The organism is Rhizobium sp. A22-96 (assembly GCF_053521805.1).
This window is the reverse complement of the sequence record NZ_JBNWDQ010000003.1, coordinates 914,522-939,504: the sequence shown is the minus strand read 5'-3', so window position 1 is coordinate 939,504 and position 24,983 is coordinate 914,522. Positions and strand designations below refer to the sequence as shown.

Sequence of the window (24,983 nt, the reverse complement as noted above, 5' to 3'; positions counted from 1 at the left end):
TCGGAGCTGCACAAAAGGGGCATGCCGATGGCTAAGCTTTTGCTGTCTGCTATGGACCCTCTGAGTCTGCGAGCTGAGCTTGAGGCCCGAATAGAGAAAATGATTGCTCTCCTCGATTATATTGATGGCGATTGTGACCTCGAACCATATCTGGCTGGCACATGTTCAGATCTGGAAGAAGACAATTCTGATTACGAATACACCCTCGGATGGTCAAACCCTATGGGCCTGCGTATCCACGTCCCTGAGGAAGCACAGGAACTTATGGTCGCGATCGACGGCTGGAAGTTCACTATTCATACCGGGTCGAACAGCGGATGATTCGCCGAGTTGGAGAATCCTCGATCGCTGATGTATGCCTGTCTCGAGCTTTGTTCCGGTGATAAGATCGATGACTTCGGCAATGACCTTAGAGCCGCGCTCGGCGTCACGCTGAATGGTTCGCTCGGATTGTCCGGTCGCGGCAGCGGTATTCATCACGAACGTATCCGCCAAGTTGGCGCTTACGTCTCCGCGCCCCATTGCAGCATTCGCAGGCCCGTTCAATTCTTCATAGATAACCTTCCGCCTCGCCGTCTGGCTCGGCAGAGTTTTTCGGCACTTCACTCTGGTTACCCCAGACGTTACCCTTTTAGAAATTTCATAATAAAACGCCTGATTAACAGACCCACCTAAGACCTTGAAAAATCTGTGGTGAGAGCGATGGGGCTCGAACCCATGACCTACTGATTAAAAGTCAGTTGCTCTACCAGCTGAGCTACGCTCTCCCTTTCCGCGGGCGTTTTCGCCCCGGCTGGAAGTGCGCGGAACATATGCAGACGTCCTATTGCGGTCAACCCATAAAATCGAGGTTATACCTGTCTCTGGATGGTTTTCCTCACCTCCAGGCTAGGGAATCGCCGCACTTGCCGTCAGGATCGGCAGAATAGGTGACCCTGGCTGGAGAATCGCTGTTGCCGAAAAAGCTACGCGTAAAGGCATTACGGTTCCATTCCCCGGAACAATCGTAACAATTTCCCTCAATAATCAGGGTTGCAATGCACGGCGTCATTGTGCTGCCCCGCAAATATTGGGGTACGAATCATTTTTGGTGTATATCAGTTAATGTTAACAACCCGTCGGGTCCTCAGGAGGTTCTTTTATGGAAGATGCACACGTCGGTTGGATCGCAGCAATTATTATTGGCGGCCTAGCGGGCTGGTTCGCCGAGATGATCATGAAAAGCAACACTGGCATTATCATGAACATCGTCCTCGGCATCGTTGGCGCGCTCGTCGCCAGCTGGTTGTTTGGCGCACTCCATATTGCGCTGCCCTTCCATGCATGGCTGAACTACCTGATTACGGGCTTTATCGGCGCCTGCATCCTGATCTTCATTGGTCGTTTGATCAGGCGATAGCGATACCGCGGGGCGGGAGACGCCCCAATCGGGAAGAGGAGAAAGGGAAGACGGGACATCTCGCCTTCCCTTTTTTGTTGCATTCATACGGCATAATGCAAGCACAGGCCTTTCCAACCACCTTTGCGGCGCTATGTACGAAAATGGAACCGAAAGGATGCAACATGACGGAAAACACCAATCGGACACCAGCTCGCAAGGTCATGCGCGGCCGGCCATATAGTATTGCCGAGTTCGCGCGAAAGTATCGTCTCGACGAGACTGAAGCGAAGCGCATCTTCTACAAGTTCGGCCCGTCATCGACAGAACTTGACTTGCTGATGGCTGCGAAACGGAAGCAATCAACGCTTTCTTCGATTATCGGCCACTGATACGGCGCACACGCCGCGGATGCGTTACAACATCTTGAGATCACGGTGCAATTGCCAGGTAACGCAGACAGCTATGGCGGCCGCCTAGCCATATTGATATATCACGACCCGTTGCCTCCGATGATGCCAGGTGACACTGTGTGCTCTCCAAGCTCGGTCGGACGTCGCCAGAATGCAGAATTCGCTTAGCCACCTCGCCTATCTCGCGCTCGAGTATCTGATCGTTACGCTCGAGCTAAAACCCGGCGCTCTCGTCACCGAGAAGCAGTTGATCGAAATGGCCGGGCACGGCCGGACGCCGGTGCGCGAGGCAATTCAGAAGCTTGCTTGGCAGGGATTGATCCATGTGCGGCCGCGCGTCGGCCTGCAGATCGCCGAGATCGGTCCAGAGGACCATCGTGATGTCATGCAAGTCAGGCGCGAGTTGGAGCCGATCGCGGCCGCGCTTGCCGCCTTGCATGCCGACAGGCAACAGCGCGACCAGCTGGACGAGTGCGCACGCTTGATGACGGAATGCGCCTTGACGGGGGATCTTCCCGGCTTCTTCGCGGCCGACAAGACATTCGATGAGATCCTCGAGGAGGCATGCCCGAACAGGTTCATCATCGCGGCCCTGGGGCCGGTGCAAACGCATGCGCGCCGGCTCTGGTACTCGACCGGCTCACCCGGTCGTATGGATCGCGCAATCGCGATGCATATTCAGGCTATCAAGGCGATCCTTAGCGGCGATGCGGAGAATGCGCGAACCGCTATGGCGGCACTGATCGATTATCTCACCAACCCATGAAAAAAGGCGGCTCCGTCGCCGAATCCGCCTCTCATGCATCCATAGAAACTTCATCTAGCCGACGAAGGCGCGTTCGATGACGAACTCGGCGGGCTTGTTGTTGGCGCCTTCGGTAAGACCGGCCTGCTCCAGCAAATCCTTCGTATCCTTCAGCATTGCCGACGAGCCGCAGATCATGCCGCGGTCAATGCCGATATCGAAGGCGGGCACGCCCAGATCGCGGAAAAGCTTGCCGCTCTTGATGAGGTCGGTGATCCGGCCGGTAAACGGAAACTCCTCGCGGGTAACGGTCGCGTAGTGACGCAGCTTGTCGCCGACGACCTCGCTCAGGAGCTCGTCGTTGCGGATTTCCTCGACCAGATCGAAGCCGTATTTCAGCTCGGCGACATCGCGCGTCGTATGGGTGAGGATGACTTCCTCGAACTTCTCATAGGTCTCGGGATCGCGGATCAGGCTTGCAAAAGGTGCAATGCCGGTGCCGGTCGAGAACATGTAAAGCCGCCTGCCCGGCGTCAGCGCATCGAGAACCAGCGTGCCTGTCGGCTTCTTGCGCATCAGCACTTCGTCGCCCGGCTTAATATTCTGCAGGTGCGATGTCAGCGGCCCCTCAGGCACCTTGATCGAAAAGAATTCGAGCTCGTCAGCCCAGGCCGGGCTCGCGATCGAATAGGCGCGGTAGAGCGGTTTGCCGTCGACCATCAGGCCGATCATCGCAAACTCGCCGGAGCGGAAACGGAAGCCTTGCGGCCGCGTCATCGTAAAGCGAAAGAGCCGGTCGGTATAATGCGTAACGCTCAGCACCTTCTCGGCGAAAACGCCCGCTGGTACTGCGGAAGCAAAATCATCTGTCTTGGCGGGGGCGTTCATTCTGTCTCTGATCCCGTATTCGTCTTAAACGTCATTCCTGGCAGGCTCATTGCGAAAGGCTGATATTATAATATAGCCCGAATTGAAAGGCTTTCCATTCCATCCGGAGCCACAGGACTGAAATATGTGCATTTCAGTCAAGATTTCATAGGGCCGACGATACACATAATGATCGGCATGAATGCGGCAGCTCGACGCTGTCAAATCGCCGACCTCTCCAGCCCCGCGATAGTCAGGCCGACTTTGCCGGCAACCGCCGCCAGCTGTAGGCCTGCCCGGCTTCGGCGGGACGAGCGGTCGGCTGATAATAATGCGGGATACCCGGCAGCCGATCTTCCGACAGCCGCTTTAATGCGGTTTCGTTGCTGACTGCGAAACTATCGACGCCGACGCGCAGCATCAGCGGAATCTGGTCAATCAGCACATCGCCGACCGCGCGCAGTTCGTTGGTATAGCCGAGGCGCTCGCGAAGCAGCGCGGCATGGCTGAACGCGCGGCCGTCATTGAAGGCCGGAAAGGCGACTGCGACAATGGCGAGGCGATCAAGATAGGGCTGCAGCTTTGTCACGTCGTCGGCCGGCTTGATCACCACGCCGAGGCCAACTTCGTTGCTTTCCTCTGCTCTGGCAATCAACGCATCGAGAGCGAGCAGCGGCTTCTGTCCCTCAGTCGCCTTGACCTCATCGGTCTCGATGACCCACGCGTCACTTTCCACAAAACCGGTTTCCCGCCAAATCTTCGTCATGGCCATATCCCCTTACGCCGCTTCGGCTGATGAAGACGAGCCATAGAGCGCATCCTTGAAGGGCTGCGGTCCAACGCGTCGATAGGCGTCGAGGAAAATCTCGGAGGGATCGAGACGCAGGCCGATATAGGTATCGACGATGGTCTCGATAGCGTCGGTGACCTTTTCGGGCTCAAAGCCGCGACCGATGATCTCGCCAATCGACGTGTGTTCGTCACCAGAGCCGCCGAGCGTGATCTGATAGAGTTCCGCACCCTTCTTCTCGACGCCGAGCAGGCCGATGTGACCGACATGGTGGTGGCCGCAGGCGTTGATGCAGCCGGAAATCTTGATCTTCAACTCGCCGATCTCGGCCTGGCGTTCTGCCGAGCCGAAACGAGTCGAAATCTCCTGCGCCACCGGGATCGAGCGGGCATTGGCGAGCGCGCAATAGTCGAGGCCGGGACAGGCAATGATATCCGTGATCAGGCCGGCGTTCGCCGTTTCCAAGCCGACAGCGACCAGACCGCGATAAACGGCTTCAAGATCGGCCAATGCTACATGCGGCAGGATGAGGTTCTGCTCATGGCTGACACGGATTTCGTCGAAAGCATATTCCTCGGCAATATCAGCCACCGCATCCATCTGCGCATCCGAAGCATCGCCCGGAATACCGCCGATCGGCTTCAGCGAGACCGTCACCATGCCATAGTCGGGGTTCTTGTGCGGCTGTACATTCTGCTGCACCCAACGGGCAAAGTCCGGATCGGCCTTCTTCCAGCGAGCGAGGCTTTCCCAGCCCTCGGCGCGTTGCGGCAGGGCCGGTGGTGCGAAATAGGCGGAAATTGCCTGAACGTCGGCTTCCGGGAGCTTTAGCTCGGTATCCCTAAGCTTGTCGAACTCGACCTCGACCTGACGCGCCAGTTCTTCAGCGCCGGTTTCATGGACGAGAATCTTGATGCGGGCCTTGTACTTGTTGTCGCGGCGTCCGTGCAGATTGTAAACGCGCATGACGGCGGTCGTGTAGGACAGCAGATCCTCTTCCGGCAGGAAATCGCGGATCAGCTTGGCAACCATCGGCGTGCGACCCTGCCCGCCGCCGACATAGACGGCAAAACCGATCTCGCCCTTATCGTTCTTCTTCAGATGCAGACCGATATCATGCACCTGGATCGCGGCGCGGTCGCGTTCGGCGCCGGTGACAGCGATCTTGAACTTGCGCGGCAGGAAGGAAAATTCCGGATGTACGGATGACCACTGACGCAGGATTTCGGCGTAAGGGCGCGGGTCGGCAACTTCATCGGCGGCGGCGCCGGCGAAATGATCGGCCGTGACATTGCGGATGCAGTTGCCTGAGGTCTGGATGGCGTGCATCTCGACGGAGGCCAGTTCGGCCAGCACATCGGGCATGTCGGACAGCTTCGGCCAGTTGAACTGAAGGTTCTGCCGTGTCGTGAAGTGGCCGTAGCCACGGTCATAGGTGCGGCCGATATGGGCCAGCATGCGCATCTGGCGCGAACTCAGCGTACCGTAGGGAATGGCGATGCGCAGCATATAGGCATGCAGCTGCAGATAGACGCCATTCATCAGGCGCAGCGGCTTGAAGGCATCTTCCGAGAGTTCGCCTGCGAGGCGCCGCTCCACCTGATCGCGGAACTGTGCAACGCGTTCCGCAACAAAGGCGTGGTCAAATTCGTCGTAACGATACATGATTTCCTCGGGACTTCCTCAGACTGCAATAAATTCCGGATCGGCCGCGGCATAGCCGGGCGCGTATTCCATGGTGGGACCTTCGGCGCGAATGCGCTCACGCAGGCGCAGCGGCCAGAGCTTGCCGCCGGTTTCCTGAACATCGATCAGGTTGACGTCGACAACCTTGTTGTCGGCATAGGCCTGCTTGCCGACAGCTTCCAGTGCGGCTTCGGCCTCGGCATGGCGCGCGACCAGCGATTCCTGCAGCGATGTTACCCACTCGCCATTGGCGTTCAGCCAAACGGCGACGCCATCGGTGAGCCGGTTTGCGGTCAGAACCTTGTCGACCATAGGTCAGCTCCTTGCATAGTCTTGAGCAACGGTCTCGCGGCGGACCAGCGGCTCGGATTGTTCGAAATTCGCACCGGCGACAGCTTCGCCGATAATGACCATCACCGGCCCGCTCAACTCGTCGCGATACTCGAGGTCAGGCAGATCCCGCAAAATGCCGTGCATCAGGCGACGATCGCGGCGGCTCGCATTCTCGATGACGGCGACGGTGGTTTCCGCTGGAAGCCCGGCTTCCATCAAACGGCCTGCGACGGAGGCCGCGACCGCGCGGCCCATATAGACGGCAATGGTTGCGCCTGACACGGCGAGACTTGCCCAATCGGGCAGGACATCGCCCGTCAGATCATGGCCTGTTGTAAAGACCAGCGACGAGGCGACACCGCGCAATGTCAGCGGCAGTTCGAAATCGGCAGCCGCCGCAAAGGCGGAGGTGATGCCGGGAACGATCTCGTAGCCGATGCCGGCGGAGCGCAGCGCGGCCATTTCCTCGCCAGCACGGCCATAAACCAGCGGATCGCCGGATTTCAACCGCACGACGCGCTTGCCATCACGGCCAAGCTGCACCAGCAGATCGTTGATCTCTTCCTGCGACTTTGTATGGCAGCCCTTGCGCTTGCCGACGGACAGCCGCTCGGCATCACGGCGGCCCATATCGACGATCGCCTGCGGCACGAGAGCGTCATAGACGATGACATCGGCTTCCATCATCACCCGCTGGGCACGCAGCGTCAGCAGGTCTTCCGCACCGGGACCGGCACCAACCAGCCATACGCGACCCTCGACTTCTCGCGAGGACTGCAGCAGTTCATCCGCAGCCTGTTCGGCCTGCAGCAGGTGGCCGGCGTTGACGGCATCGGCAACGGGGCCGGAGAAGAAGCGGCGCCAGAACACGCGGCGCGCGACACCGCGCGGCACAAGGCGATCGACCGGCTTGCGGTAACGCGTCGCCAGTTCCGCCAGCTTGCCGAGCGAGGGCGACAGCATCTGATCGATCTGAGCCCGGATCATCTGCGCCAGTACCGGACCAGCACCTTCCGTGCCGATGGCAACGGCCACAGGAGCGCGATTGACCAGCGCCGGCGTATAGAAATCGCAATAATCCGGCTGATCGACAGCGTTTGCGGGGATTCTTTCGGCGCGGGCGGCGTCGACGATGGCCCGATCGGCCTCCGCATCACCCGTCGCAGCGAAGACCAGCGTAGCGCCTTTGACCTGCTCGGCCGAAAACTCGCCGCGCGCGGTCGCGATCCGATTGGCAATCAGGAAGGAATGATAGTCGGCCTCAGGTGACTGCGTATAGGCGACGATCTTCGCCTGGGTGTTCATCAGCAGTCGCACCTTGGCAAAAGCTTCGTCGCCATTGCCGAAGACGGCCGCAGTCCTTCCGTCCACACGGAAGAAGGCGGGAAACACCGAAAGCTGTTCAGTCCTTGGAGGCATCGTCATTCCAATTCGAGATGTGCCGAATATCGCCTTTGCGGCCAAGAGATTGAAGAAACAGAAATTCTAATGCCCCGGCAAGTCCGTATTCCTATGCTCGACATACCAAGGATTTGAGCAAAACTCACTAGGCAAACAGATTGCAATAAATGCATAAAATCTATAGATTTTTACGATTCAATGATATCGGCGGATTGCTTTATTGCCTGTGGCGAACATAGTCTTTAACTTATTTGCACATACCGCCGCATTTCCAATCCCGATAGATTGCAGCGAAAACCGTTGGAGGAAACCCTTGTCTGACAATAGCATCGCTGCACGCCTTCTTAACGTCGTCGAGCACGACATCCTACCCTTGACCCGCAAGGGCGTCGCCACCGGCAACAAGGTCTTCGGCGCCGCCATCCTGCGGAAATCCGACCTTTCGCTCGTCGTCGCGGAAACCAACAACGAATTGGAGAATCCGCTCTGGCACGGCGAGGTCCATGCCCTCAAGCGCTTCTACGAGCTGGGCGAGAAACCGGTCACCAAAGATCTGATTTTCCTCTCGACCCATGAGCCCTGCACCATGTGCATGTCGGCGATTACCTGGGCCGGCTTCGACAATTATTATTATTTCTTCAGCCATGAGGATTCCCGGGATGCCTTCGCGATCCCGCACGATCTCAAGATTCTGAAGGAGGTCTTCGGCCTGGAGCCGGGCGGCTATCGTCGCCAAAACGCATTCTGGAAGAGCTTTGCCATCTCCGATCTCGTGGAAACAGAAGAAGATCCGCGCAAAGGTGAGTTGAAGGAACAGACCGCGCGTATTAAGCAGGCCTATGCTGGTCTCTCCGACAACTACCAGGCGTCGAAGGGCAGCAACGAGATCCCTTTGAATTGACAAAGCAAGACCCGAGGCAATGATGGAAGCATCGCGAGACATTTCCGGCCTGATCGACATCATGGCGGCGCTGCGAAACCCTGAAACCGGTTGCCCTTGGGACATTGTCCAGACCTTTGAGACCATCAAGCCCTACACGATCGAAGAGGCCTATGAAGTGGCTGACGCGATCGAGCGAAAGGACACGGACGATCTTTGCGACGAGCTCGGTGACCTGCTGCTGCAGGTCGTCTTCCATGCGCGGATCGCCGAGGAAAGCGGCGCCTTTTCCTTTGGCGACGTGGTGCATGCCATCACCCGCAAGATGATCCGCCGCCATCCGCATGTTTTTGCCGTCTCGGACGCCAAGACCGAGGACGCGGTGACGCTGCAATGGGATCGGATCAAGGCCGAGGAGAAGCGCGAACGCGCAGAGCGTCGTGCCCGCAGCGGCGTGACCGAGGATTTCAAGGCAGGTTTCCTCGGCTCGGTGCAGCGGTCCTTCCCTGCCCTGACGGAAGCATTGAAATTACAGGAGCAGGCGGCCAAGGTTGGCTTCGACTGGTCTGCCCCTGGGCCCATCCTCGACAAGATCGAGGAAGAGGTCGCCGAGTTGCGAGTGGCGCTTGCGAGCGGTGACAAAGCGAAGGTGAGCGACGAGCTTGGCGACCTGATCTTTGCCGTCGTCAATATCGGCCGCCACGTGAAAACCGACCCAGAACAGGCTCTGCGCGGGACGAACACGAAATTCCGCCGCCGGTTCCATCACATTGAGACGACGCTAGAGGCGGAAGGCGAGACGTTGGAAGGCGCATCGCTGGAGCGAATGGAAGAAATCTGGCAAGCGGCAAAGGCGATCGAACGTCAGCTTGACGACGTAAAGACCGCGTAGAAGCCGCCTATTCCCAATCCTCACGCGGTGCCTTCGGGCCATTGCCCATGCGCCGTTCCAGTTCAACCGCCTCGGTCTCGGTCAGCCGGACATCGAGCGTCACCGTGCCGTCCTCATTGTCCTCGCGGTTGTCGACGATGGCGTGGTTGTAGAGCCAAGGCAGCAGCGTCAGCTTTTCGACCGGAAGCGTGATCGTGGTTTCCGTCAGCACACCGGAAAGACGCCGGCTGATTTCATCCATCAGTCGATCGACGCCCTCGCCGTTTCTTGCGGAGACGGCGATAACATTTTCGGTGGTCGACGCCTTCTGCACGATGGCGTCATGCGCCTCCGGCTCCAAGCGATCTATCTTGTTCCAGACCTCAACGATGCGCTCGGCGCCTTCGGCTTCGCCGATGCCGAGATCACCGAGAATGCGCATGACATCGGCGCTCTGGACCTGATTGTCGTCATCCGAGAGATCGCGCACATGCAGAATCAGATCGGCTTCCAGCACCTCTTCCAGCGTGGCGCGGAAAGCTGCCACAAGGTGAGTCGGCAGGTCCGAGATGAAGCCGACGGTATCGGAGAGAATGACGGTACGGCCGTGCGGCAGCTTCATGCGGCGCAGCGTCGGATCTAGCGTCGCGAACAGCATGTCTTCGGCCAGCACGCCAGCACCGGTAATGCGATTGAACAGCGTCGACTTGCCGGCATTGGTGTAGCCGACCAATGCAACGATCGGATGCGGCACCTTGCGGCGCTTGGCGCGATGAAGCTGGCGGGTGCGCACCACTTGCTCCAACTCGCGCTCGAGCCGGATGATACGCTCCTGCAATTGGCGACGGTCCGCTTCGATCTGGGTTTCGCCGGGACCGCCCATGAAACCGGCGCCACCGCGCTGGCGTTCAAGGTGGGTCCAGCTTCGAACCAACCGGCCCTTCTGATAGTTCAGATGCGCAAGCTCAACCTGCAGCGTGCCTTCCTTGGTGGAGGCGCGGCGGCCGAAGATTTCGAGGATGAGGCCGGTACGATCGATGACCTTGGCGTTCCATGCCTTCTCGAGATTGCGCTGCTGCACCGGCGTCAACGGATGATCGACGATCACAAGTCCGGCGTTGAACTCATCCAGCAGGGCGAGGATTTCCTCGATCTTGCCGGTGCCAAGCAGGGTCGCGGGCCTCGGATCATTGATCGGAACGACGGAACCGCTGACCACTTCGAGATCGATCGCCAGAGCGAGACCCTTGGCCTCTTCCAACCTGCTTTCAGGCAGACGCGACACGGAAATGGCACTCTCGGCCTGGGCGGAGCGCGACGTGCGTCCCTGTTTCAGAACAGGAACGACCACGATAGCGCGCATGTCATCCCGGTGCTTTATGGACTCCGGAATGAGGGAATCGTTTTTCGTATCGCGTGTCGTGATAGTGGCAAATCCCAGTTAGGATGCGGCTTCTTCGCTCTCGAACATCTGCATCGGCTGGCCCGGCATGATCGTCGAGATTGCGTGCTTGTAAACGAGCTGCGAATGGCCATCGCGGCGAAGCAGAACGCAGAAGTTGTCGAACGATGTTACGACACCCGTGAGCTTTACGCCGTTGATCAAGAAAATTGTCAGTGAAATCTTTTGCTTGCGAACAGTATTGAGAAACAAGTCCTGCAAGTTTTGAGAACGTTCCGCCATCGCGCCGCTTCTTTCTTTTTTGCCGACCTAAGTCGGTGAAATATCATGATATACAGAGGTCCCGGACGGGAGATACCCTCATTCTCTCCCCCCAGCGAATGTTGGTATCAAATCACGGTCTTTTCCGCAACGTCGAAAAAGGCTTCACGAATTTTCTGTGACATGCTGCCCGGATGACCGTTGGCAATCGTTTCCCCATCGATGGAAACGACCGGAAAACAGATGCTTGTCGCCGCCGTGATGAACACCTCGCGGGCTGCCATCATCTCCTCCACCGAGAAGTAGCGCTCAACGATCGTCACCCCGAGCTTGGCTGCCACATCCATCAGCGTCGTGCGCGTGATGCCGCGCAGAATGCCGTGCTCAGCCGGACGCGTGACGAGATTCCCGTCATGGTCGACGATCCAGACGTTGGTGGCGGCACCTTCCTTCACCATGCCGTTGTGATCGATATAGATCGCTTCCTGCGCACCGGCTTCCTTCGCCTGCTGGCGGGCCATCACATTCGGCAACAGGCCCACAGACTTGATGTCGACCCGGTCCCAACGATTGTCACGCACGGTAATCGCCTTGATGCCGTTGGCATTCTTCCTGGCAATCAGCGACTGATCGGTGCTCTTGGCAGTGACGACGATCGAAGACGGCGTGTCATCGGCCGGAAAGACATGATCACGACGGGCAACACCACGCGTGACCTGCAGATAGAACATGCCATTGCGGACGTGGTTGCGGCGCAGCGTCTCCCGAATCACCACAACCAGTGCCGCGCGCGCCATCGGCCAGGCGATGCGAAGCTCGCCCAGCGAGCGATTGAGACGATCGAGATGGCGTGTCAGGTCGACGATCACGCCGTGACGCACCTCGCAAACCTCATAGACGCCGTCAGCGAGCTGATAACCGCGGTCCTCGATATGCACCATGGCATCGCCGTGCTGGACGTAGCGGCCGTTCACATAAGCTATTCTCGGCATGAAAGCCCCTGATCAAAATTCTCAAATGTCAGTGCATTGCAAGACGGATCAGACACCCAGCGATTTCAGCTTGCGATGCAAGGCCGAGCGCTCCATGCCGACGAATTCCGCAGTGCGCGAGATATTACCGCCGAAGCGATTGATCTGAGCGATCAAATAATCACGCTCGAACATCTCACGTGCCTCGCGCAGCGGCAGCGTCATGATGTGATAATCATTCTTGGCGGAGACCTTTGGCAGCATGTCGCCGAGATCGGTCGGCAGCATTTCGGCCGTGATCGGCGTATCGGCCCCATCGGTGCGCGCCAAGATCATCAGACGCTCGATATTGTTGCGCAGCTGGCGGATATTGCCCGGCCAATCATGCGCCTGCAGCACCGCCATGGCATCGTCGCCGATCCGGCGCGGCCGAATGCCGGCCTGCTCAGAAATCTGCCGCATCAACTGGTCGACGAGGAAAGGTATGTCCTCACGCCGTTCGGCCAGTGCCGGCACGCGCACGGGCACAACGGCCAGACGGTGATAGAGATCTTCGCGGAACAGGCCCTCGGCGATCCTGCTTTCGAGATTGTAAGCCGTGGACGAGATGATGCGAACGTCCACTTTGACCCGCTTCGAACCGCCAACACGCTCGAACTGCTGATCGACCAGCACGCGCAGGATCTTGTTCTGCGTCTCGCGCGGCATTTCGCCAACTTCATCGAGGTAAAGAATGCCGCGATGCGCTTCTTCCAATGCGCCGATCTTGCGCGCCTGCCCCGGAGAGCCTTCGGTGCCGAAGAGAGCGATTTCCATGCGCTCGGGCGTGATCGTCGCGGCGTTCAGCGCCACAAAGGGGCCTGTGCCGCGCGTCGACTTCTTGTGCATCATCCGCGCCACAAGCTCCTTGCCGGAACCGGAAGGGCCGAAGATCATCACGCGGCTATTGGTCGGCGAGACCTTGTCGATGGTCTGGCGAAGCTGAGAGACTGCGACCGACGTACCGATGAGTTCGACAGCATCACCGGTCCGGCGCTTCAGCTCCGACACTTCTCTTTTCAGCTTGGAGTTTTCCAAGGCGCGTTCGGCGATCAGGATCAGACGATCAGCCTTGAACGGCTTTTCGATGAAGTCGAAGGCGCCGCGCTTGATGGCCGACACGGCCGTCTCGATATTGCCGTGACCGGAGATCATGACCACAGGCAATTCCGGATGCCGTGCCTTGATTTCGTCCAGCAATGCGAGGCCGTCGAGCTTGCTGCCCTGCATCCAGATATCGAGAAAGATCAGTCGCGGCGCGCGATCGGAAATCGCGGCCAGCGCACTGTCGCTGTCATGCGCCGTGCGGGTTTCGTGTCCTTCATCCGAAAGAATTCCCGAAACGATTTCGCGAATGTCTTCCTCGTCGTCGACTACGAGAATATCAGAGGCCATAAACGCTTTCCTTGTCACTTTCTGTATGGGCGACAGTGGCCTGCTCACGGCGCGGCAGATGCACGCGGATCATGGCCCCCTTACCCTGGTCGAAATCGGCGGGAGCGTCGTGAAGTTCGATCTGCCCGCCATGGTCTTCAATGATCTTCTTGACGATAGCGAGGCCCAGGCCCGTGCCCTTCTCGCGCATCGTCATGTAAGGCTCGAGAATGCTGTGCCGGTTCTCCACCGGCAGGCCGCGGCCGTTGTCGATGACATCAACGGTAAAGCGATCACGGTCCTGATCGAGCGAAGCGCGCACCAGGACCTTCGGCTGCTCGCGTGCCTCCTCGCTCGGCACTCCTTCGATCGATTCCACGGCATTCTTGATGAGATTACCGAAGGCTTGGCCCAGCATTCGCGCATCGAACATGCCTTCCAGCCGCTCGTCGCCCAGGTCTCGCTCGAATTTGACGTGGTTGTTGCCCATTTCGCGCAAAAACACCGAGTCGCGCAGGATGTCGCGCAGATCGCTCGGCTCCATGGTCGGCTTGGGCATGCGGGCAAAAGAAGAGAATTCGTCGACCATACGGCCGATATCGCCAACCTGCCGGATGATCGTATCCGTGCACTGATCGAATACCGGACGATCGACATCGGCGATGTTCTTGCCAAAACGACGGCGAATGCGCTCTGCTGAAAGCTGGATCGGCGTCAGCGGGTTCTTGATTTCATGGGCGATGCGGCGTGCGACATCGGCCCAGGCCGTTGAGCGCTGCGCTATGACCAGATCGGTGATGTCGTCGAGCGTGATGACATAGGATTCATTGGCATCGCGCGATTCCTCTCGCGTCACCTGAACGCTCAGCGTGCGCACCGTGCCGCCGCGGACGAGGCTGATCTGTTTGCGGAAATCATTGCGATGACGCGTCGTTGCCTCGGTCACCACCTGATCGACCTCAGGAGCGATTTCTACCAGGCTCCTGCCAACGAGTTCGTCGCTCGTCAGCGTCAGCAGCTCTTCGGCCGAGGTATTGACGATAGCGATGCGACGATCATGCTCGACCCCGATGACGGCGGCCGTCACGCCCGACAAAACAGCCTCGATGAAGCGGCGGCGATCATCCACCTCATCCTTCGCCTCAAGGATCTCATCGCGTTGGGTGCGGATTTCCGAGATCATCTTGTTGAAGGTACGCGACAGGCTGCCGACGTCGCCGTCGGCCGAGCGTACCGGCACCAGCACGTTCATATTGCCTGAAGCGACATTGTCTGCGGCGCTGATGAGAAGACGGATCGGCCGCACTATACGGTCGGCGACAGCGATCGCGGTCCAGATTGCCGCTAGGAGCACGATCAGAGCGAAGCCGATATAGATAACCGCGAACGCGATCTGGAGGGTCATGCGCCCCTCTTCCATCGCCTTGTATTCCAGCGTGTTGTCCTCCACCATCCGCATCGCATTCATGACACGCGGATCGACAGCCCGTACGGTGTAAAGGAACGAGCCGGGTATTTCATCCAGCTTGATGACAGCACCGACAAGGTTGGTCACTCCGGGCGGGATAAGCGACGGCTCGCCATTGGCCGATGCTTCGAGCGCACCCTTCGGGATCGCCGGCAGCGGACGCTCGGTTTTGATATCGGCCTGCACGATTGCGCTGCCATCACGCCGTACAATGAAAGCACCCAACAGACCGCGTCCGCGAGCCTGGCGGGTCATCAGATCGGCAAAACCGGTGCGATCGAGGCTATAGAGCGAGCGATTGCGCTCCAGGTCGTTCGCCATCGAAACCGTCTGCCCTTGCAGATAGCTCGCATTCTCCATCAGATAGGCTTGCGCAACATTCTGCGAGGAACTGATAATCTGCTGCGTGCGCACGCCAAACCAGCGGTCGAGGCCGACATTGAGCGTCAGGCTCGCAACGATCGCAACGAGAATTGCCGGCGTGATCGCTACGATCGAAAACAGGGCGACGATGCGAATGTGGAGACGCGCGGCTGCACGGCCTCGGCTGCGCGCCTTCATCAGCCTCGCAACTTCCCGCACAATCAGCGCAATCAATCCCAGCACAAACAAGCCGTTGATGACGGCCGATGTAAAGACAACCGAAGTTGTGGGGCCTACGGGCGTCAGGCCAAGAAGCATCAGAAGGGTCGCGATAGCGCATAATAGCGCTCCGCCGGCCAGAATGAGACCAGGCAAGGCGAAGGAAGCACGACGGTCCGTCACTTTGACAACAACCGCCTCGTCGCTCGCCGCCGGCGACACCGCGTCCTGTATCATTCCCATCATCTCCACGCCCGAGCGACGGTCGGCCCCCTGATCAAATCGTGCTGCCATTATTTCGGCATCAGCACGAGCGACAGGCAAAGGCGGGAACTGTCGTTCGATTTCGCCAGAAGCGAAACCTTTATTTTAAATCATTTTTACAATTGACTGAAAAATCGGACGAAATTCCATCTCAACGGAAATGCGTCAGACGAATCGCCATCGCAAAAACGACGAATCTCCTGCGTGACCTTTAAGCAACGCATTGTGGCGAAAATGCAACGCATCCGATTGCGTTGTCAAGCGGTACGGGAACTTCTGTAGACGGAAACTCCCAGCTCTCTGATCTTTTTGCGCAAGGTATTGCGGTTGAGGCCCAAAAGATCGGCCGCCTTGATCTGATTGCCGCGCGTGGCGGTCAAAGCAGCCAGGATCAGCGGATACTCCATTTCCGTCAAAACACGGTCGTAGAGACCGGGGGGCGGAAGGTTTTCGCCAAAGCTCGAGAAATAGGTCCGCATGTTTTCCTCGACAGCCTGGGCGATGGTCATGGTGCCGGTGCGGACCGGTCCCTTCTCGATCGGGCTGTCGGGAACATCGGCCCGCAGTTCGGCATCGATGATCTCGCGGGTAATGACGTCCTGTGGATAGAGCGCCATCAGCCGGCGAATGAGGTTTTCCAGCTCACGGACGTTGCCCGGCCAGGGATAGGCCTTCATCAGCTCAAGCGCTTCCTGATCGAACCGTTTGGAGCCAAGCCCTTCTTTTTCAGCCTGGGTGATGAAATGGCGGACAAGATCGGGAATGTCCTCGGCGCGGTCGCGCAGCGGCGGCAGGCGCAGCGGCACGACGTTGAGACGATAATAGAGATCCTCGCGGAAAAGGCCCTGATTGATCGCCTGCTTCAGGTCCTTGTTGGTAGCGGCAACGATGCGCACATCGGTGCGGATCGGCGTGCGGCCGCCGACCGTCGTGTATTCGCCCTGCTGCAGCACGCGCAACAGGCGCGTCTGCGCATCCATCGGCATGTCGCCGATTTCATCGAGAAACAGCGTGCCGCCCTCGGCCTGCTCGAAACGGCCAGTCGAGCGGGTCTGCGCACCCGTGAAGGCGCCTTTCTCATGGCCGAACAATTCCGACTCAATCAGATCGCGCGGGATCGCCGCCATGTTGATGGCAACGAAGGGACCGTTGCGGCGCTTGCCATAGTCGTGCAGGGCGCGAGCCACCAGTTCCTTGCCGGTACCGGATTCGCCGGTAATCATCAGCGTCAGGTCGGTCTGCATCAGGCGCGCCAGCACGCGATAGATTTCCTGCATGGCAGCGGAACGACCGACGAGCGGCATACCGTCCTGCATGTCATCTTCGAGCTTCGCCGGCTTGCGCTTCGGCTCCGACAGGGCACGGCCGACGATCGCGATCAGTTCCGTCAGATCGAAAGGCTTCGGCAGATAGTCGTAGGCACCCTTCTCCGACGCCTTGATCGCCGTCATGAAGGTGTTCTGCGCGCTCATGACCAGGACAGGCAGATCCGGTCTCGCCTTTTTGATGCGCGGTAGCAGATCGAACGCATTTTCGTCGGGCATAACGACATCGGTTACTACGAGGTCGCCTTCGCCGGCAGAAACCCAACGCCAGAGCGTGGCGGCGTTGGACGTGATGCGTACGTCGTAGCCCGCGCGGCTCAAAGCCTGATTGAGCACGGTACGGATGGCCGCATCGTCATCGGCGACAAGGATCGTGGCTGTCATCGAGTAGTCCCTGTAGAGTTTGGAAAGGGGGCGTCTTCAAGCGTGATGCCCTTGGAAGCCGGCATCAAAACGCGGAAAGTGGTGCGGTGGTTCTGGCTGTCGCATTCGACGATACCACCGTGATCGCCGATGATCTTGGCGACGAGCGCCAGGCCGAGACCGGTTCCGTTCGTCTTCGTCGTGATGAACGGGTCGAAAAGATGCGGTACGAGGTCTGATGGAACACCGGGGCCATTGTCGATCACGCAGAATTCGAGCGGCAGCGAGATCTTCTCGCGCGTGCCGGCGACCGAAAGGCGGATACCAGGACGATAGGCCGTCGTCAGCATGATCTCGCCATCCGGCCGGTCGCCCACTGCTTCAGCGGCATTCTTCACCAGATTGAGAAAGACCTGTACGAGCTGGTCCCTGTTGGCGAAAACAGCCGGGAGTGACGGGTCGTAATTCTCGGAGAGTTTGATGTTGCGGGCAAAGCCGGCCCGGGCGACCGCCTTCACATGATCGAGGACTGAGTGGATGTTGACCGGAACGCGATCGACAGGCCGCTCATCGGAGAACACTTCCATACGGTCGACCAGCGACACGATACGGTCGGTCTCGTCGCAGATAAGCCGCGTCAGCGCACGATCGTCGTCCTCCACGGACTGTTCGAGCAACTGTGCCGCGCCGCGAATGCCCGATAGCGGGTTCTTGATCTCATGTGCCAGCATCGAGGCAAGGCCGGTGACGGAGCGGGCGGCGGCGCGATGGGTCAGCTGCCGGTCGATCTTGTCCGCCATCGAGCGTTCCTGGAACACGACGACCACGGAGCCTGGCTCGCTGGAAATCGGCGCGACGTAGAGGTCCACCAGCTTGTCCTGACCAAGACGCGGCGAGCTGAGATCGACGCGATATTCGTTGACCGGCGCGCGGCGCTCGCGCACCTGATCGATCAGCGCCAGCAGGGGGCTGCCGAACGGGATGAAGGTGGAAATCTTGTAGCGCGACAGATGCGAGGCGCTGGCGCCGAAAAAGGCTTCGGCCTCCCAATTGGCGAAGGCGATGAGACCGGCCTCGTCGACCATGACAACCGGATTCTGGATCGCGTTGAGAACAGCCATCGCCACCGAATTGCCGGCATTGTCTCCGGCTCCGGAGTTGGATTTTGAAGTCATGCCGCCTCCTGGACGCGTTGGGGGAGATCGGCGCCGGCCTGTAGCGCCGCCTGGAACGCTGCAGTCACCTCGCGGCTATCTTTCGAAGTCATGATTTTGGCCTTGTCGGCACCCGTCGTCGCCGGCGCATGGCGATCCAGATACCAGGCGAGATGCTTGCGGGCATGGCGAATGCCGACAGCCTCACCATAGAATTCCAGCATGGAGAGGTAATGTCCGACGGCGATCTCAACGATCTCCTCACGGTCCGGTTGGCGATGACCGGCAAGAACGCCGGCATGCCAGGGGCGGCCCTGGCAACCGCGGCCGATCATCACGGCATCGGCGCCGGAGCGGCGCAGGATTTCGCGTGCATCATCCGGTGTCTCGACATCGCCATTGGCGACCAGCGGAATGGAAACGACATCGCGCACAGCACGGATGGCATCCCAGTTCGCCCTGCCCTCGTAAAACTGCATGCGCGTACGGCCATGGATGGTGACGAGCTGAATGCCGGCCTCTTCGGCGCGGCGCGCAATATCCGGCGCGTTGATCGAGTTTTCATCCCAGCCGAGCCGCATCTTCAGCGTTACCGGAATATCGACCGCGCCAACCGTCGCCTCGATCAGGCTCAATGCGTGATCCGGATCACGCATCAGCGCCGAACCGGAATAGCCGCCGATGACCTTCTTGGCCGGGCAGCCCATGTTGATATCGATGATGTCGGCGCCATTGTCGGCTGCGATCTTCGCGGCCTCGGCCATCCAATATGCCTCGCGGCCGGCGAGCTGTACCATATGCGGCTTCAGGCCGGCACTCTTCAGGCGCGCCCAGGATTCAGCGGTATCCTGTACAAGCTCGCGGCTTGCCACCATTTCGGTGACGACCAGACCGGCACCATGACGCAATGCCAGCTGCCGAAACGGCAAATCGGTCACGCCCGACATCGGCGCCAGGATGACGCGATTGCGGATAGATACCGGACCAATGGAAAACGAGGCTGCAAGCTCGGAGGAAAGCAAGTGATTATCTTTCGGGCACACCATACATCTGCACTATTTTTAGACACGCTTGAGAAGTTTGCCAAGAGGTTTCGAAGAACCCCGATATTTTTTGGGCAAATGCTGGAAAATACTCAGTTGAGGCGATAGACCCTGCTGGAGCGGGATCCCGTTCTGGCGATCTATTTAGCATGTGCTTGTTCAAAAGAAAGCTCTGCGCTTTTCAAAGCCATGCCGGAGACGGAGCCTTTTATTCTTCGGGGGTTTATGACGCAAATGCATTCAACGCAACCGCTGTCAGTGGGAATCGTGATCGTTGCCGCCGGGCGCGGCGAACGGGCGGGATCGCCGGAAGAAGGCCCAAAACAGTATCGCGCGATCGGCGGCAGACCGGTTATTGCGCATACGCTTGAAAGATTCGTGACATGGCCGCAAACCGCGAAGATCGTCATCGTCATCCATCGCGACGATGAAGCCCTCCTCCGCTCGGCAATGACGCAAGTCACGGGACTACCGGATATCGAGATTGCCTTTGGCGGCGCAACGCGCCAGCAATCCGTACTGGCCGGCCTCCAGCAATTGGCTAAAAGCGAAGCGACGCATGTGATGATCCATGACGCCGTGCGTCCCTTCTTCGATCACGACCTGCTGGATCGCATCGCGGCAGCCCTTGCGGCGGGCGCACCGGCGGTACTGCCCGCCATGCCCGTCACAGATACGCTGAAGCGGGGCGACGACAATGGGCTGGTGATGGAAACTGTGCCCCGCGCCGGGCTTCATGCCGCGCAGACACCGCAATCCTTCCGCCTTGCCGATATTCTGGCGGCGCATGAGAAAGCAGCCACCGACGGCAGGACGGATTTCACCGACGATGCCGCGATTGCGGAATGGAGTCACCTGCCGGTGACCTTGGTGACCGGGAGTGCCGACAACGTCAAGCTGACCATCAAAAGGGATATTACCATGGCCGACGAAAAGCTGACCGCCGGCCTTTTGCCCGATGTGCGCACCGGCAATGGCTATGATGTACACCAGCTGGAGCCGGGCGACGGCGTTACGCTTTGCGGCGTGTTCATCCCGCATGATCAGAAGCTGAAGGGACATTCCGACGCTGACGTTGCGCTGCACGCCTTGACGGATGCCCTGCTCGCCACTTGCGGCGCAGGCGATATCGGCGATCACTTCCCACCTTCCGATCCGCAATGGAAAGGCGCGCCTTCGCGCATCTTCATCGAACATGCGGCCAAGATCGTCCGCGAGCGCGGCGGCACCATCATGAATGCGGACGTGTCTTTGATTGCGGAAGCACCGAAGATCGGGCCGCATCGAGACGTCATGCGCGCAAAGCTCTCGGAATTTCTGGAGATCAGCCTCGATCGTTGCTCCGTGAAGGCAACGACCAACGAGCAGATCGGCTTTGTCGGGCGGCGCGAAGGCATTGCCGCTATCGCAACCGCAACCGTCGTCTATCGCGGAGGAAGGGCCTGATGCATTTCCCGGATGAGATTCTGGCACTCGCGCAAACCATCGTGACGGACTTCACCGCAAAGGGCCTGATGGTCTCGACGGCGGAATCCTGCACCGGCGGGCTGATCGCCGGCGCGCTGACGGAAATCCCCGGCTCGTCGGCCGTGGTCGACCGTGGCTTCGTGACCTATACGAATTCGGCGAAGATGGAGATGCTTGGCGTTCAGGAACGGACGCTTGCGCAATTCGGCGCCGTTTCCAAGGAAACGGCCCTGCAGATGGTGCATGGCGCCCTCTTCCGCTCCCATGCCGATCTCTCAGTCGCGGTCACAGGGGTGGCCGGTCCCGGTGGTGGCTCCGTGGAAAAACCGGTCGGCCTCGTCCACTTGGCCGCCAAGACGCGCAACGGCGAGCTCATCCATCATGAAATGCGCTATGGCGATATCGGCCGCGATAAGGTTCGGCTTGCCACCGTGAAGACGGCGCTGGAAATGCTGATCGCGCTCGCCAAGTAAGTCAGGCTCAAGCGTAGATCTTGTTCGCGCGCGTCTCGAAGGCATCCGTGAACATGCGGAAAGCACGATCGAACATCGACCCCATCAGGGCGCCGAGAATGCGGCTCTTGAACTCGTAGTCGATGAAGAAATCGACGCTACAGCCGCCATTTTCCAGCGGCGCAAAACGCCAGCGATTATCGAGATATTTGAAAGGACCGTCGATATATTTGACATCGATGGCGCGCTCGGCCTTGTGGAGTAGTACCTGCGTGGTGAAGGTTTCGCGGATTGCCTTGTAGCCAACGGTCATATCGGCGACCAGCAACACCTTGCCGTCGCGCTCCTTGCGGCTGCGAACGACAAGACCGTCACAAAGCGGCAGGAATTCCGGATAGCGTTCGACGTCGGCGACGAGGTCGAACATCTGGTCAGGCGAATGCGGAACGGGGCGATGAGTTTCGAACTGAGGCATGAGCCGCAATTAAGCAGGACGGCCACGAAGATCAAGAAGCTGGCGCATTTCGCCGCGGGATTTTAACTGCAAAACAGGCACATCGGCGCCATGCTGGGCAAGGCCTGCAAGCACTTTGGGTGCCAATTTCCGCTCCCAATCCCAAATGTAGCGCAGGAACTCCCAGTCGATACGCTCTGGACAACCCGGCGCCATATCCGGGCGAGACCGTCCAACCCAGCGCAGCGCTCTCGACAGGGCTCCCCACACGCATAGCCAGCGCGGCATGCGTACCCAAAGGACAAGCTGTGTGCGTGGCAATCGCAGGTCAAAGCTCGATGGTCCGGTTCCGTCGATCAGCCAGCGGTCCTCGGCTACCTTGGCCGCGATAAGAGCGCGTTCTTCGGCCCTGTCTCTCTTCACCCATCCCGGCAACCAGAAAAACTCACGATCCATCGAGATGTAAGGCAGGTCCGTGCGAGCGACGATTTGCTGTGCCAATGTTGACTTCCCACCGCCGGAACAACCCATGATGAGAATACGATCCGCGATTTTAAGGCGGGTGGCTCCCTCATCTATGGTCTTCAATTCCTTCATGTTTCACCTCTTGGAAACGCCCGACCGCATTATTATGAAGTCCGGCTCGCGATCAGCCCGGCACTGCAAGCAGATCAAGCAAATCGCGCATCTGACGGCGGCTGGTCAGTTGGAAGACCGGCACCTCGGAGCCATGTTCGACAAGGCCGGCGACGACACGCGGGCTAAATTTCTCTTCGAATGTCCATATGAAGCGCAGGAATTCCCAGTCAATTTTCTCCTTGCAGCCTGGCGCCATTTCCGGACGTGTGCGGCCGATCCACTTGACCCAGCGCGAGACGGCACCCCAGATGCAAAGCAATCGCGGCATCCTCACCCAGATGACGAGATCGGTTCGCGGCAGACGTATGTCGAAGGTGGAAGGGTTCGTGCCATCCATGATCCAGCACTCGCCCTGCACCTTCGAGACGATGATGGCCCGTTGCTCTTCCTTGCCACGTTCCTTCCAGCCCGGCAGCCACAAGACGTCGCGGTCGATCGAAACATAGTCAAGGCCGAAGCGGCTGGCGATTTTGAGCGACAGTGTCGACTTTCCGCCGCCGGAGCAGCCCATGACCAGGATACGGTTCGCCCGGCGGATATGATCGGCTGCCTCGGCGAGATCGTGTATTTCCCGGCGTAGCGTGGGCATCGTCATCTGATCCATGGTAGCTCCGTTTCAAATACTGGCTTGCAGGCGAGCCAGTAATCTCGCGCCATCACGATGGGAATTCAGCGTCAAAACAGGGACATGCGGGCCATGCTGCACCAGCATTTCCTGAAACTGCGGCACTTCGTTGCGCTCGAACGTCCAGATGTAGTGCAGGAATTTCCAGTCCAACCGCTCGGGGCAACCTTCCGCCATCTCGGGCCGCGATCTGCCCCTGTAACGCAACCAGCGTGAAAAGACGCCGCGCAATGCCACGCGCCGCGGAGGTCGGAGCCATATGACGATCTCGGCACGCGGCAGCCTTAATGGCAAGGTGCCGGGGCTATTGCCATCCATGATCCAACGCGGGCCGGCAACGGCCTGTTCTATCCGTGAGATCGCCTCGGCGCGCGGGCGGGGCTTCCAACCCGGCAGCCAGAAGATATCGCGGTCCATGGACACGTAAGTCAGCCCGCGCAACGAGGCGATCGCCTGCGCCAGCGTGCTCTTGCCGGTGCCGGAGCAACCTATGACAAGGATCCGGTCTGCCTTTTGCAGGATAAAGGCTGCCTCGTCGATATCGACGGCATGCGGCAGCGCCAGCGGCGCGACAATCTGCTCCACGGTCCAGCTCCATAGTCGAATCTAAAGCGCCGATACCGGTCACAAACGGCGGCGTGTTCCCTAGGCCGTTCAGATGACAGGCAAATGACGGCGCAAACAAAAACCGCGGCAAGTTCGCCGCGGTTCGCTCAAAAGGCAATACTGAATTTTGCCGGGTTTATTCGGCTGCCAGCAGCAGCTTCTTTTCGCGAGCAGCGCGCAGGCGCTCGAAATCGTCGCCGGCATGATGCGACGAGCGGGTCAGCGGGCTGGAAGCCACCATCAGGAAGCCCTTCGTATAGGCGACCGTCTCATAGGACTTGAATTCTTCCGGCGTGACGAAGCTCATGACCTGATGATGCTTACGCGTCGGCTGGAGATACTGGCCGATGGTCAGGAAGTCGACGTCGGCGGTGCGCAGGTCGTCCATCAACTGCAGGACTTCATTGCGCTCTTCGCCGAGGCCGACCATGATGCCCGACTTGGTGAACATGGTGGGATCAAGTTCCTTGACCCGCTGCAGCAGGCGAACGGAGTGGAAGTAGCGAGCACCGGGGCGAACCTTGAGGTAGTTGCCGGGCACCGTTTCCATGTTGTGGTTGAAAACGTCGGGTTTGGCAGCAACGACACGCTCGAGAGCGCCCGGCTTCTTCAGGAAGTCCGGCGTCAGGATCTCGATGGTGGTGTTCGGCGAAGCGGCGCGGATTGCCCAGATCACCTTTTCGAAATGCTCGGCGCCACCATCCGCCAGGTCGTCACGATCGACCGAGGTGATGACGACGTGGCTGAGGCCCATCTGCTTGACGGCCTTGGCGACGTTTTCCGGCTCGGCCATGTCGAGCGCATTCGGCTTGCCCGTGGCGACATTGCAGAACGCACATGCGCGCGTGCAGATCTCGCCCATGATCATGAAGGTCGCGTGCTTCTTGTCCCAACATTCGCCGATGTTCGGGCAGCCGGCTTCCTCGCAGACCGTGACGAGCTTGTGCTCCTTCACGATGGAGCGTGTTTCGGCATAGCCCTTCGATGTCGGCGCCTTCACGCGGATCCAATCCGGCTTGCGCAAGACTTCCGTATCGGGCCGATGCGCCTTCTCCGGGTGTCGAACGCGCTTTGCGTCCGGGTTGATCGTGTCGAGAATCGTGACCATGAAACGTCTACTTTCCGCCGCT

Annotated in this window: 26 protein-coding genes and 1 tRNA gene; 8 read left to right on the top strand and 19 right to left on the bottom strand. The window is 59.2% G+C overall.

Annotation, left to right across the window (positions count from 1 at the left end):
• The first annotated feature begins 27 nt into the window (after window positions 1-27).
• Entirely contained in the window at window positions 28-321 is a 294-nt protein-coding gene (locus tag ACQZ6F_RS17400) for a hypothetical protein (RefSeq protein WP_449093259.1), read from the top strand.
• Window positions 322-691: 370 nt separating this feature from the next.
• On the opposite strand, the gene ACQZ6F_RS17395 is transcribed toward ACQZ6F_RS17400, so the two are convergent.
• Window positions 692-767: transfer RNA gene (locus ACQZ6F_RS17395), tRNA-Lys, on the bottom strand.
• 374 nt (window positions 768-1,141) lie between these two features.
• On the opposite strand from ACQZ6F_RS17395, the gene ACQZ6F_RS17390 reads away from it, so the two are divergent.
• From ACQZ6F_RS17390 to ACQZ6F_RS17380, 3 genes are all read left to right on the top strand, one after another.
• A complete protein-coding gene (locus tag ACQZ6F_RS17390; RefSeq protein WP_077469879.1) occupies window positions 1,142-1,399 on the top strand; it encodes a GlsB/YeaQ/YmgE family stress response membrane protein in 258 nt (85 codons plus the stop codon).
• Between the two features lie 164 nt (window positions 1,400-1,563).
• Window positions 1,564-1,770, top strand: coding sequence for a hypothetical protein (locus ACQZ6F_RS17385; protein WP_068387894.1), 207 nt, complete (start codon window positions 1,564-1,566; stop codon window positions 1,768-1,770).
• 172 nt (window positions 1,771-1,942) lie between these two features.
• Complete coding sequence (locus tag ACQZ6F_RS17380; RefSeq protein ID WP_449093260.1) at window positions 1,943-2,557, top strand: GntR family transcriptional regulator; 615 nt, start codon at window positions 1,943-1,945, stop codon at window positions 2,555-2,557.
• Between the two features lie 54 nt (window positions 2,558-2,611).
• Here the strand turns inward: ACQZ6F_RS17380 and ACQZ6F_RS17375 are convergent, their stop codons facing one another.
• The 5 genes from ACQZ6F_RS17375 to cysG form a co-directional block, all read right to left on the bottom strand.
• Complete coding sequence (locus tag ACQZ6F_RS17375) at window positions 2,612-3,424, bottom strand: ferredoxin--NADP reductase (protein ID WP_174071305.1); 813 nt, start codon at window positions 3,422-3,424, stop codon at window positions 2,612-2,614.
• Between the two features lie 232 nt (window positions 3,425-3,656).
• The gene (locus ACQZ6F_RS17370) at window positions 3,657-4,169 is read right to left on the bottom strand and encodes a DUF934 domain-containing protein (protein WP_449093261.1); all 513 of its coding nucleotides are present in this window, start codon (window positions 4,167-4,169) and stop codon (window positions 3,657-3,659) included.
• A 12-nt stretch (window positions 4,170-4,181) separates the two neighbouring features.
• The gene (locus ACQZ6F_RS17365) at window positions 4,182-5,858 is read right to left on the bottom strand and encodes a nitrite/sulfite reductase (RefSeq protein ID WP_077469875.1); all 1,677 of its coding nucleotides are present in this window, start codon (window positions 5,856-5,858) and stop codon (window positions 4,182-4,184) included.
• 18 nt (window positions 5,859-5,876) lie between these two features.
• The gene (locus ACQZ6F_RS17360; protein WP_068386493.1) at window positions 5,877-6,191 is read right to left on the bottom strand and encodes a DUF2849 domain-containing protein; all 315 of its coding nucleotides are present in this window, start codon (window positions 6,189-6,191) and stop codon (window positions 5,877-5,879) included.
• A gap of 3 nt (window positions 6,192-6,194) precedes the next feature.
• A complete protein-coding gene (cysG, locus tag ACQZ6F_RS17355) occupies window positions 6,195-7,637 on the bottom strand; it encodes a siroheme synthase CysG (protein ID WP_449093262.1) in 1,443 nt (480 codons plus the stop codon).
• A gap of 289 nt (window positions 7,638-7,926) precedes the next feature.
• On the opposite strand from cysG, the gene ACQZ6F_RS17350 reads away from it, so the two are divergent.
• Together ACQZ6F_RS17350 and mazG are read left to right on the top strand one after the other, a co-directional pair.
• Entirely contained in the window at window positions 7,927-8,514 is a 588-nt protein-coding gene (locus ACQZ6F_RS17350; protein ID WP_077469874.1) for a deaminase, read from the top strand.
• A gap of 22 nt (window positions 8,515-8,536) precedes the next feature.
• The gene (mazG, locus tag ACQZ6F_RS17345; RefSeq protein WP_449093693.1) at window positions 8,537-9,385 is read left to right on the top strand and encodes a nucleoside triphosphate pyrophosphohydrolase; all 849 of its coding nucleotides are present in this window, start codon (window positions 8,537-8,539) and stop codon (window positions 9,383-9,385) included.
• A 7-nt stretch (window positions 9,386-9,392) separates the two neighbouring features.
• Here the strand turns inward: mazG and hflX are convergent, their stop codons facing one another.
• The 8 genes from hflX to dusB all read right to left on the bottom strand — a co-directional run bounded on the left by hflX (window position 9,393) and on the right by dusB (window position 19,613).
• Window positions 9,393-10,727, bottom strand: coding sequence for a GTPase HflX (hflX, locus tag ACQZ6F_RS17340; protein ID WP_449093263.1), 1,335 nt, complete (start codon window positions 10,725-10,727; stop codon window positions 9,393-9,395).
• A gap of 78 nt (window positions 10,728-10,805) precedes the next feature.
• On the bottom strand, window positions 10,806-11,048 hold the full coding sequence (gene hfq / locus ACQZ6F_RS17335; RefSeq protein ID WP_003539403.1) for an RNA chaperone Hfq: 243 nt from the start codon (window positions 11,046-11,048) through the stop codon (window positions 10,806-10,808).
• A 107-nt stretch (window positions 11,049-11,155) separates the two neighbouring features.
• Window positions 11,156-12,019, bottom strand: a complete 864-nt coding sequence (locus ACQZ6F_RS17330) for a D-amino-acid transaminase (RefSeq protein ID WP_449093264.1) — start codon at window positions 12,017-12,019, stop codon at window positions 11,156-11,158.
• 48 nt (window positions 12,020-12,067) lie between these two features.
• On the bottom strand, window positions 12,068-13,432 hold the full coding sequence (gene ntrX, locus ACQZ6F_RS17325; RefSeq protein WP_068386481.1) for a nitrogen assimilation response regulator NtrX: 1,365 nt from the start codon (window positions 13,430-13,432) through the stop codon (window positions 12,068-12,070).
• Entirely contained in the window at window positions 13,422-15,698 is a 2,277-nt protein-coding gene (locus ACQZ6F_RS17320) for a sensor histidine kinase NtrY-like (RefSeq protein WP_077469871.1), read from the bottom strand. Before ACQZ6F_RS17320 ends, ntrX begins: the two co-directional genes overlap by 11 nt.
• Window positions 15,699-15,982: 284 nt before the next feature.
• Complete coding sequence (ntrC, locus tag ACQZ6F_RS17315) at window positions 15,983-17,434, bottom strand: nitrogen regulation protein NR(I) (RefSeq protein ID WP_068386478.1); 1,452 nt, start codon at window positions 17,432-17,434, stop codon at window positions 15,983-15,985.
• The gene (locus ACQZ6F_RS17310; RefSeq protein WP_068386475.1) at window positions 17,431-18,588 is read right to left on the bottom strand and encodes a two-component system sensor histidine kinase NtrB; all 1,158 of its coding nucleotides are present in this window, start codon (window positions 18,586-18,588) and stop codon (window positions 17,431-17,433) included. Before ACQZ6F_RS17310 ends, ntrC begins: the two co-directional genes overlap by 4 nt.
• Window positions 18,585-19,613: a tRNA dihydrouridine synthase DusB gene (gene dusB / locus ACQZ6F_RS17305; RefSeq protein ID WP_449093265.1), complete on the bottom strand. Its 1,029-nt coding sequence runs from the start codon at window positions 19,611-19,613 to the stop codon at window positions 18,585-18,587. The genes ACQZ6F_RS17310 and dusB overlap by 4 nt, the downstream gene beginning before the upstream one ends.
• 222 nt (window positions 19,614-19,835) lie before the next feature.
• Between dusB and ACQZ6F_RS17300 the strand changes: the two genes are divergently transcribed.
• Together ACQZ6F_RS17300 and ACQZ6F_RS17295 are read left to right on the top strand one after the other, a co-directional pair.
• Window positions 19,836-21,056 carry a bifunctional 2-C-methyl-D-erythritol 4-phosphate cytidylyltransferase/2-C-methyl-D-erythritol 2,4-cyclodiphosphate synthase gene (locus tag ACQZ6F_RS17300; protein WP_449093266.1) on the top strand — a complete coding sequence of 407 codons (1,221 nt, stop codon included), beginning with the start codon at window positions 19,836-19,838 and terminating at the stop codon, window positions 21,054-21,056.
• A complete protein-coding gene (locus ACQZ6F_RS17295) occupies window positions 21,056-21,550 on the top strand; it encodes a CinA family protein (protein WP_449093267.1) in 495 nt (164 codons plus the stop codon). Before ACQZ6F_RS17300 ends, ACQZ6F_RS17295 begins: the two co-directional genes overlap by 1 nt.
• Window positions 21,551-21,557: 7 nt before the next feature.
• Here the strand turns inward: ACQZ6F_RS17295 and ACQZ6F_RS17290 are convergent, their stop codons facing one another.
• From ACQZ6F_RS17290 to lipA, 5 genes are all read right to left on the bottom strand, one after another.
• The gene (locus tag ACQZ6F_RS17290; protein WP_068387880.1) at window positions 21,558-22,004 is read right to left on the bottom strand and encodes a type II toxin-antitoxin system RatA family toxin; all 447 of its coding nucleotides are present in this window, start codon (window positions 22,002-22,004) and stop codon (window positions 21,558-21,560) included.
• A gap of 9 nt (window positions 22,005-22,013) precedes the next feature.
• On the bottom strand, window positions 22,014-22,580 hold the full coding sequence (locus ACQZ6F_RS17285) for an AAA family ATPase (protein ID WP_449093268.1): 567 nt from the start codon (window positions 22,578-22,580) through the stop codon (window positions 22,014-22,016).
• 52 nt (window positions 22,581-22,632) lie between these two features.
• Window positions 22,633-23,211: an AAA family ATPase gene (locus tag ACQZ6F_RS17280; protein ID WP_449093694.1), complete on the bottom strand. Its 579-nt coding sequence runs from the start codon at window positions 23,209-23,211 to the stop codon at window positions 22,633-22,635.
• Between the two features lie 27 nt (window positions 23,212-23,238).
• A complete protein-coding gene (locus tag ACQZ6F_RS17275; RefSeq protein ID WP_449093269.1) occupies window positions 23,239-23,832 on the bottom strand; it encodes an AAA family ATPase in 594 nt (197 codons plus the stop codon).
• Window positions 23,833-23,989: 157 nt separating this feature from the next.
• Entirely contained in the window at window positions 23,990-24,961 is a 972-nt protein-coding gene (gene lipA / locus ACQZ6F_RS17270) for a lipoyl synthase (protein ID WP_068386455.1), read from the bottom strand.
• Between the last annotated feature and the right edge of the window lie 22 nt (window positions 24,962-24,983).

Coding starts and splice junctions, on each gene's coding strand:
- cysG (WP_449093262.1), bottom strand. CDS start 7,637: ATGACGATGCCTCCAAGGACTGAACAGCTTTCGGTGTTTCCCGCCTTC.
- ACQZ6F_RS17375 (WP_174071305.1), bottom strand. CDS start 3,424: ATGAACGCCCCCGCCAAGACAGATGATTTTGCTTCCGCAGTACCAGCG.
- ACQZ6F_RS17390 (WP_077469879.1), top strand. CDS start 1,142: ATGGAAGATGCACACGTCGGTTGGATCGCAGCAATTATTATTGGCGGC.
- dusB (WP_449093265.1), bottom strand. CDS start 19,613: ATGGTGTGCCCGAAAGATAATCACTTGCTTTCCTCCGAGCTTGCAGCC.
- ACQZ6F_RS17370 (WP_449093261.1), bottom strand. CDS start 4,169: ATGACGAAGATTTGGCGGGAAACCGGTTTTGTGGAAAGTGACGCGTGG.
- lipA (WP_068386455.1), bottom strand. CDS start 24,961: ATGGTCACGATTCTCGACACGATCAACCCGGACGCAAAGCGCGTTCGA.
- ACQZ6F_RS17330 (WP_449093264.1), bottom strand. CDS start 12,019: ATGCCGAGAATAGCTTATGTGAACGGCCGCTACGTCCAGCACGGCGAT.
- ACQZ6F_RS17285 (WP_449093268.1), bottom strand. CDS start 22,580: ATGAAGGAATTGAAGACCATAGATGAGGGAGCCACCCGCCTTAAAATC.
- ACQZ6F_RS17290 (WP_068387880.1), bottom strand. CDS start 22,004: ATGCCTCAGTTCGAAACTCATCGCCCCGTTCCGCATTCGCCTGACCAG.
- ACQZ6F_RS17295 (WP_449093267.1), top strand. CDS start 21,056: ATGCATTTCCCGGATGAGATTCTGGCACTCGCGCAAACCATCGTGACG.
- ACQZ6F_RS17310 (WP_068386475.1), bottom strand. CDS start 18,588: ATGACTTCAAAATCCAACTCCGGAGCCGGAGACAATGCCGGCAATTCG.
- ACQZ6F_RS17365 (WP_077469875.1), bottom strand. CDS start 5,858: ATGTATCGTTACGACGAATTTGACCACGCCTTTGTTGCGGAACGCGTT.
- mazG (WP_449093693.1), top strand. CDS start 8,537: ATGGAAGCATCGCGAGACATTTCCGGCCTGATCGACATCATGGCGGCG.
- ACQZ6F_RS17360 (WP_068386493.1), bottom strand. CDS start 6,191: ATGGTCGACAAGGTTCTGACCGCAAACCGGCTCACCGATGGCGTCGCC.
- ACQZ6F_RS17385 (WP_068387894.1), top strand. CDS start 1,564: ATGACGGAAAACACCAATCGGACACCAGCTCGCAAGGTCATGCGCGGC.
- ACQZ6F_RS17300 (WP_449093266.1), top strand. CDS start 19,836: ATGACGCAAATGCATTCAACGCAACCGCTGTCAGTGGGAATCGTGATC.
- ACQZ6F_RS17320 (WP_077469871.1), bottom strand. CDS start 15,698: ATGATACAGGACGCGGTGTCGCCGGCGGCGAGCGACGAGGCGGTTGTT.
- ntrX (WP_068386481.1), bottom strand. CDS start 13,432: ATGGCCTCTGATATTCTCGTAGTCGACGACGAGGAAGACATTCGCGAA.
- ntrC (WP_068386478.1), bottom strand. CDS start 17,434: ATGACAGCCACGATCCTTGTCGCCGATGACGATGCGGCCATCCGTACC.
- ACQZ6F_RS17280 (WP_449093694.1), bottom strand. CDS start 23,211: ATGCCCACGCTACGCCGGGAAATACACGATCTCGCCGAGGCAGCCGAT.
- hfq (WP_003539403.1), bottom strand. CDS start 11,048: ATGGCGGAACGTTCTCAAAACTTGCAGGACTTGTTTCTCAATACTGTT.
- ACQZ6F_RS17380 (WP_449093260.1), top strand. CDS start 1,943: ATGCAGAATTCGCTTAGCCACCTCGCCTATCTCGCGCTCGAGTATCTG.
- hflX (WP_449093263.1), bottom strand. CDS start 10,727: ATGCGCGCTATCGTGGTCGTTCCTGTTCTGAAACAGGGACGCACGTCG.
- ACQZ6F_RS17400 (WP_449093259.1), top strand. CDS start 28: ATGGCTAAGCTTTTGCTGTCTGCTATGGACCCTCTGAGTCTGCGAGCT.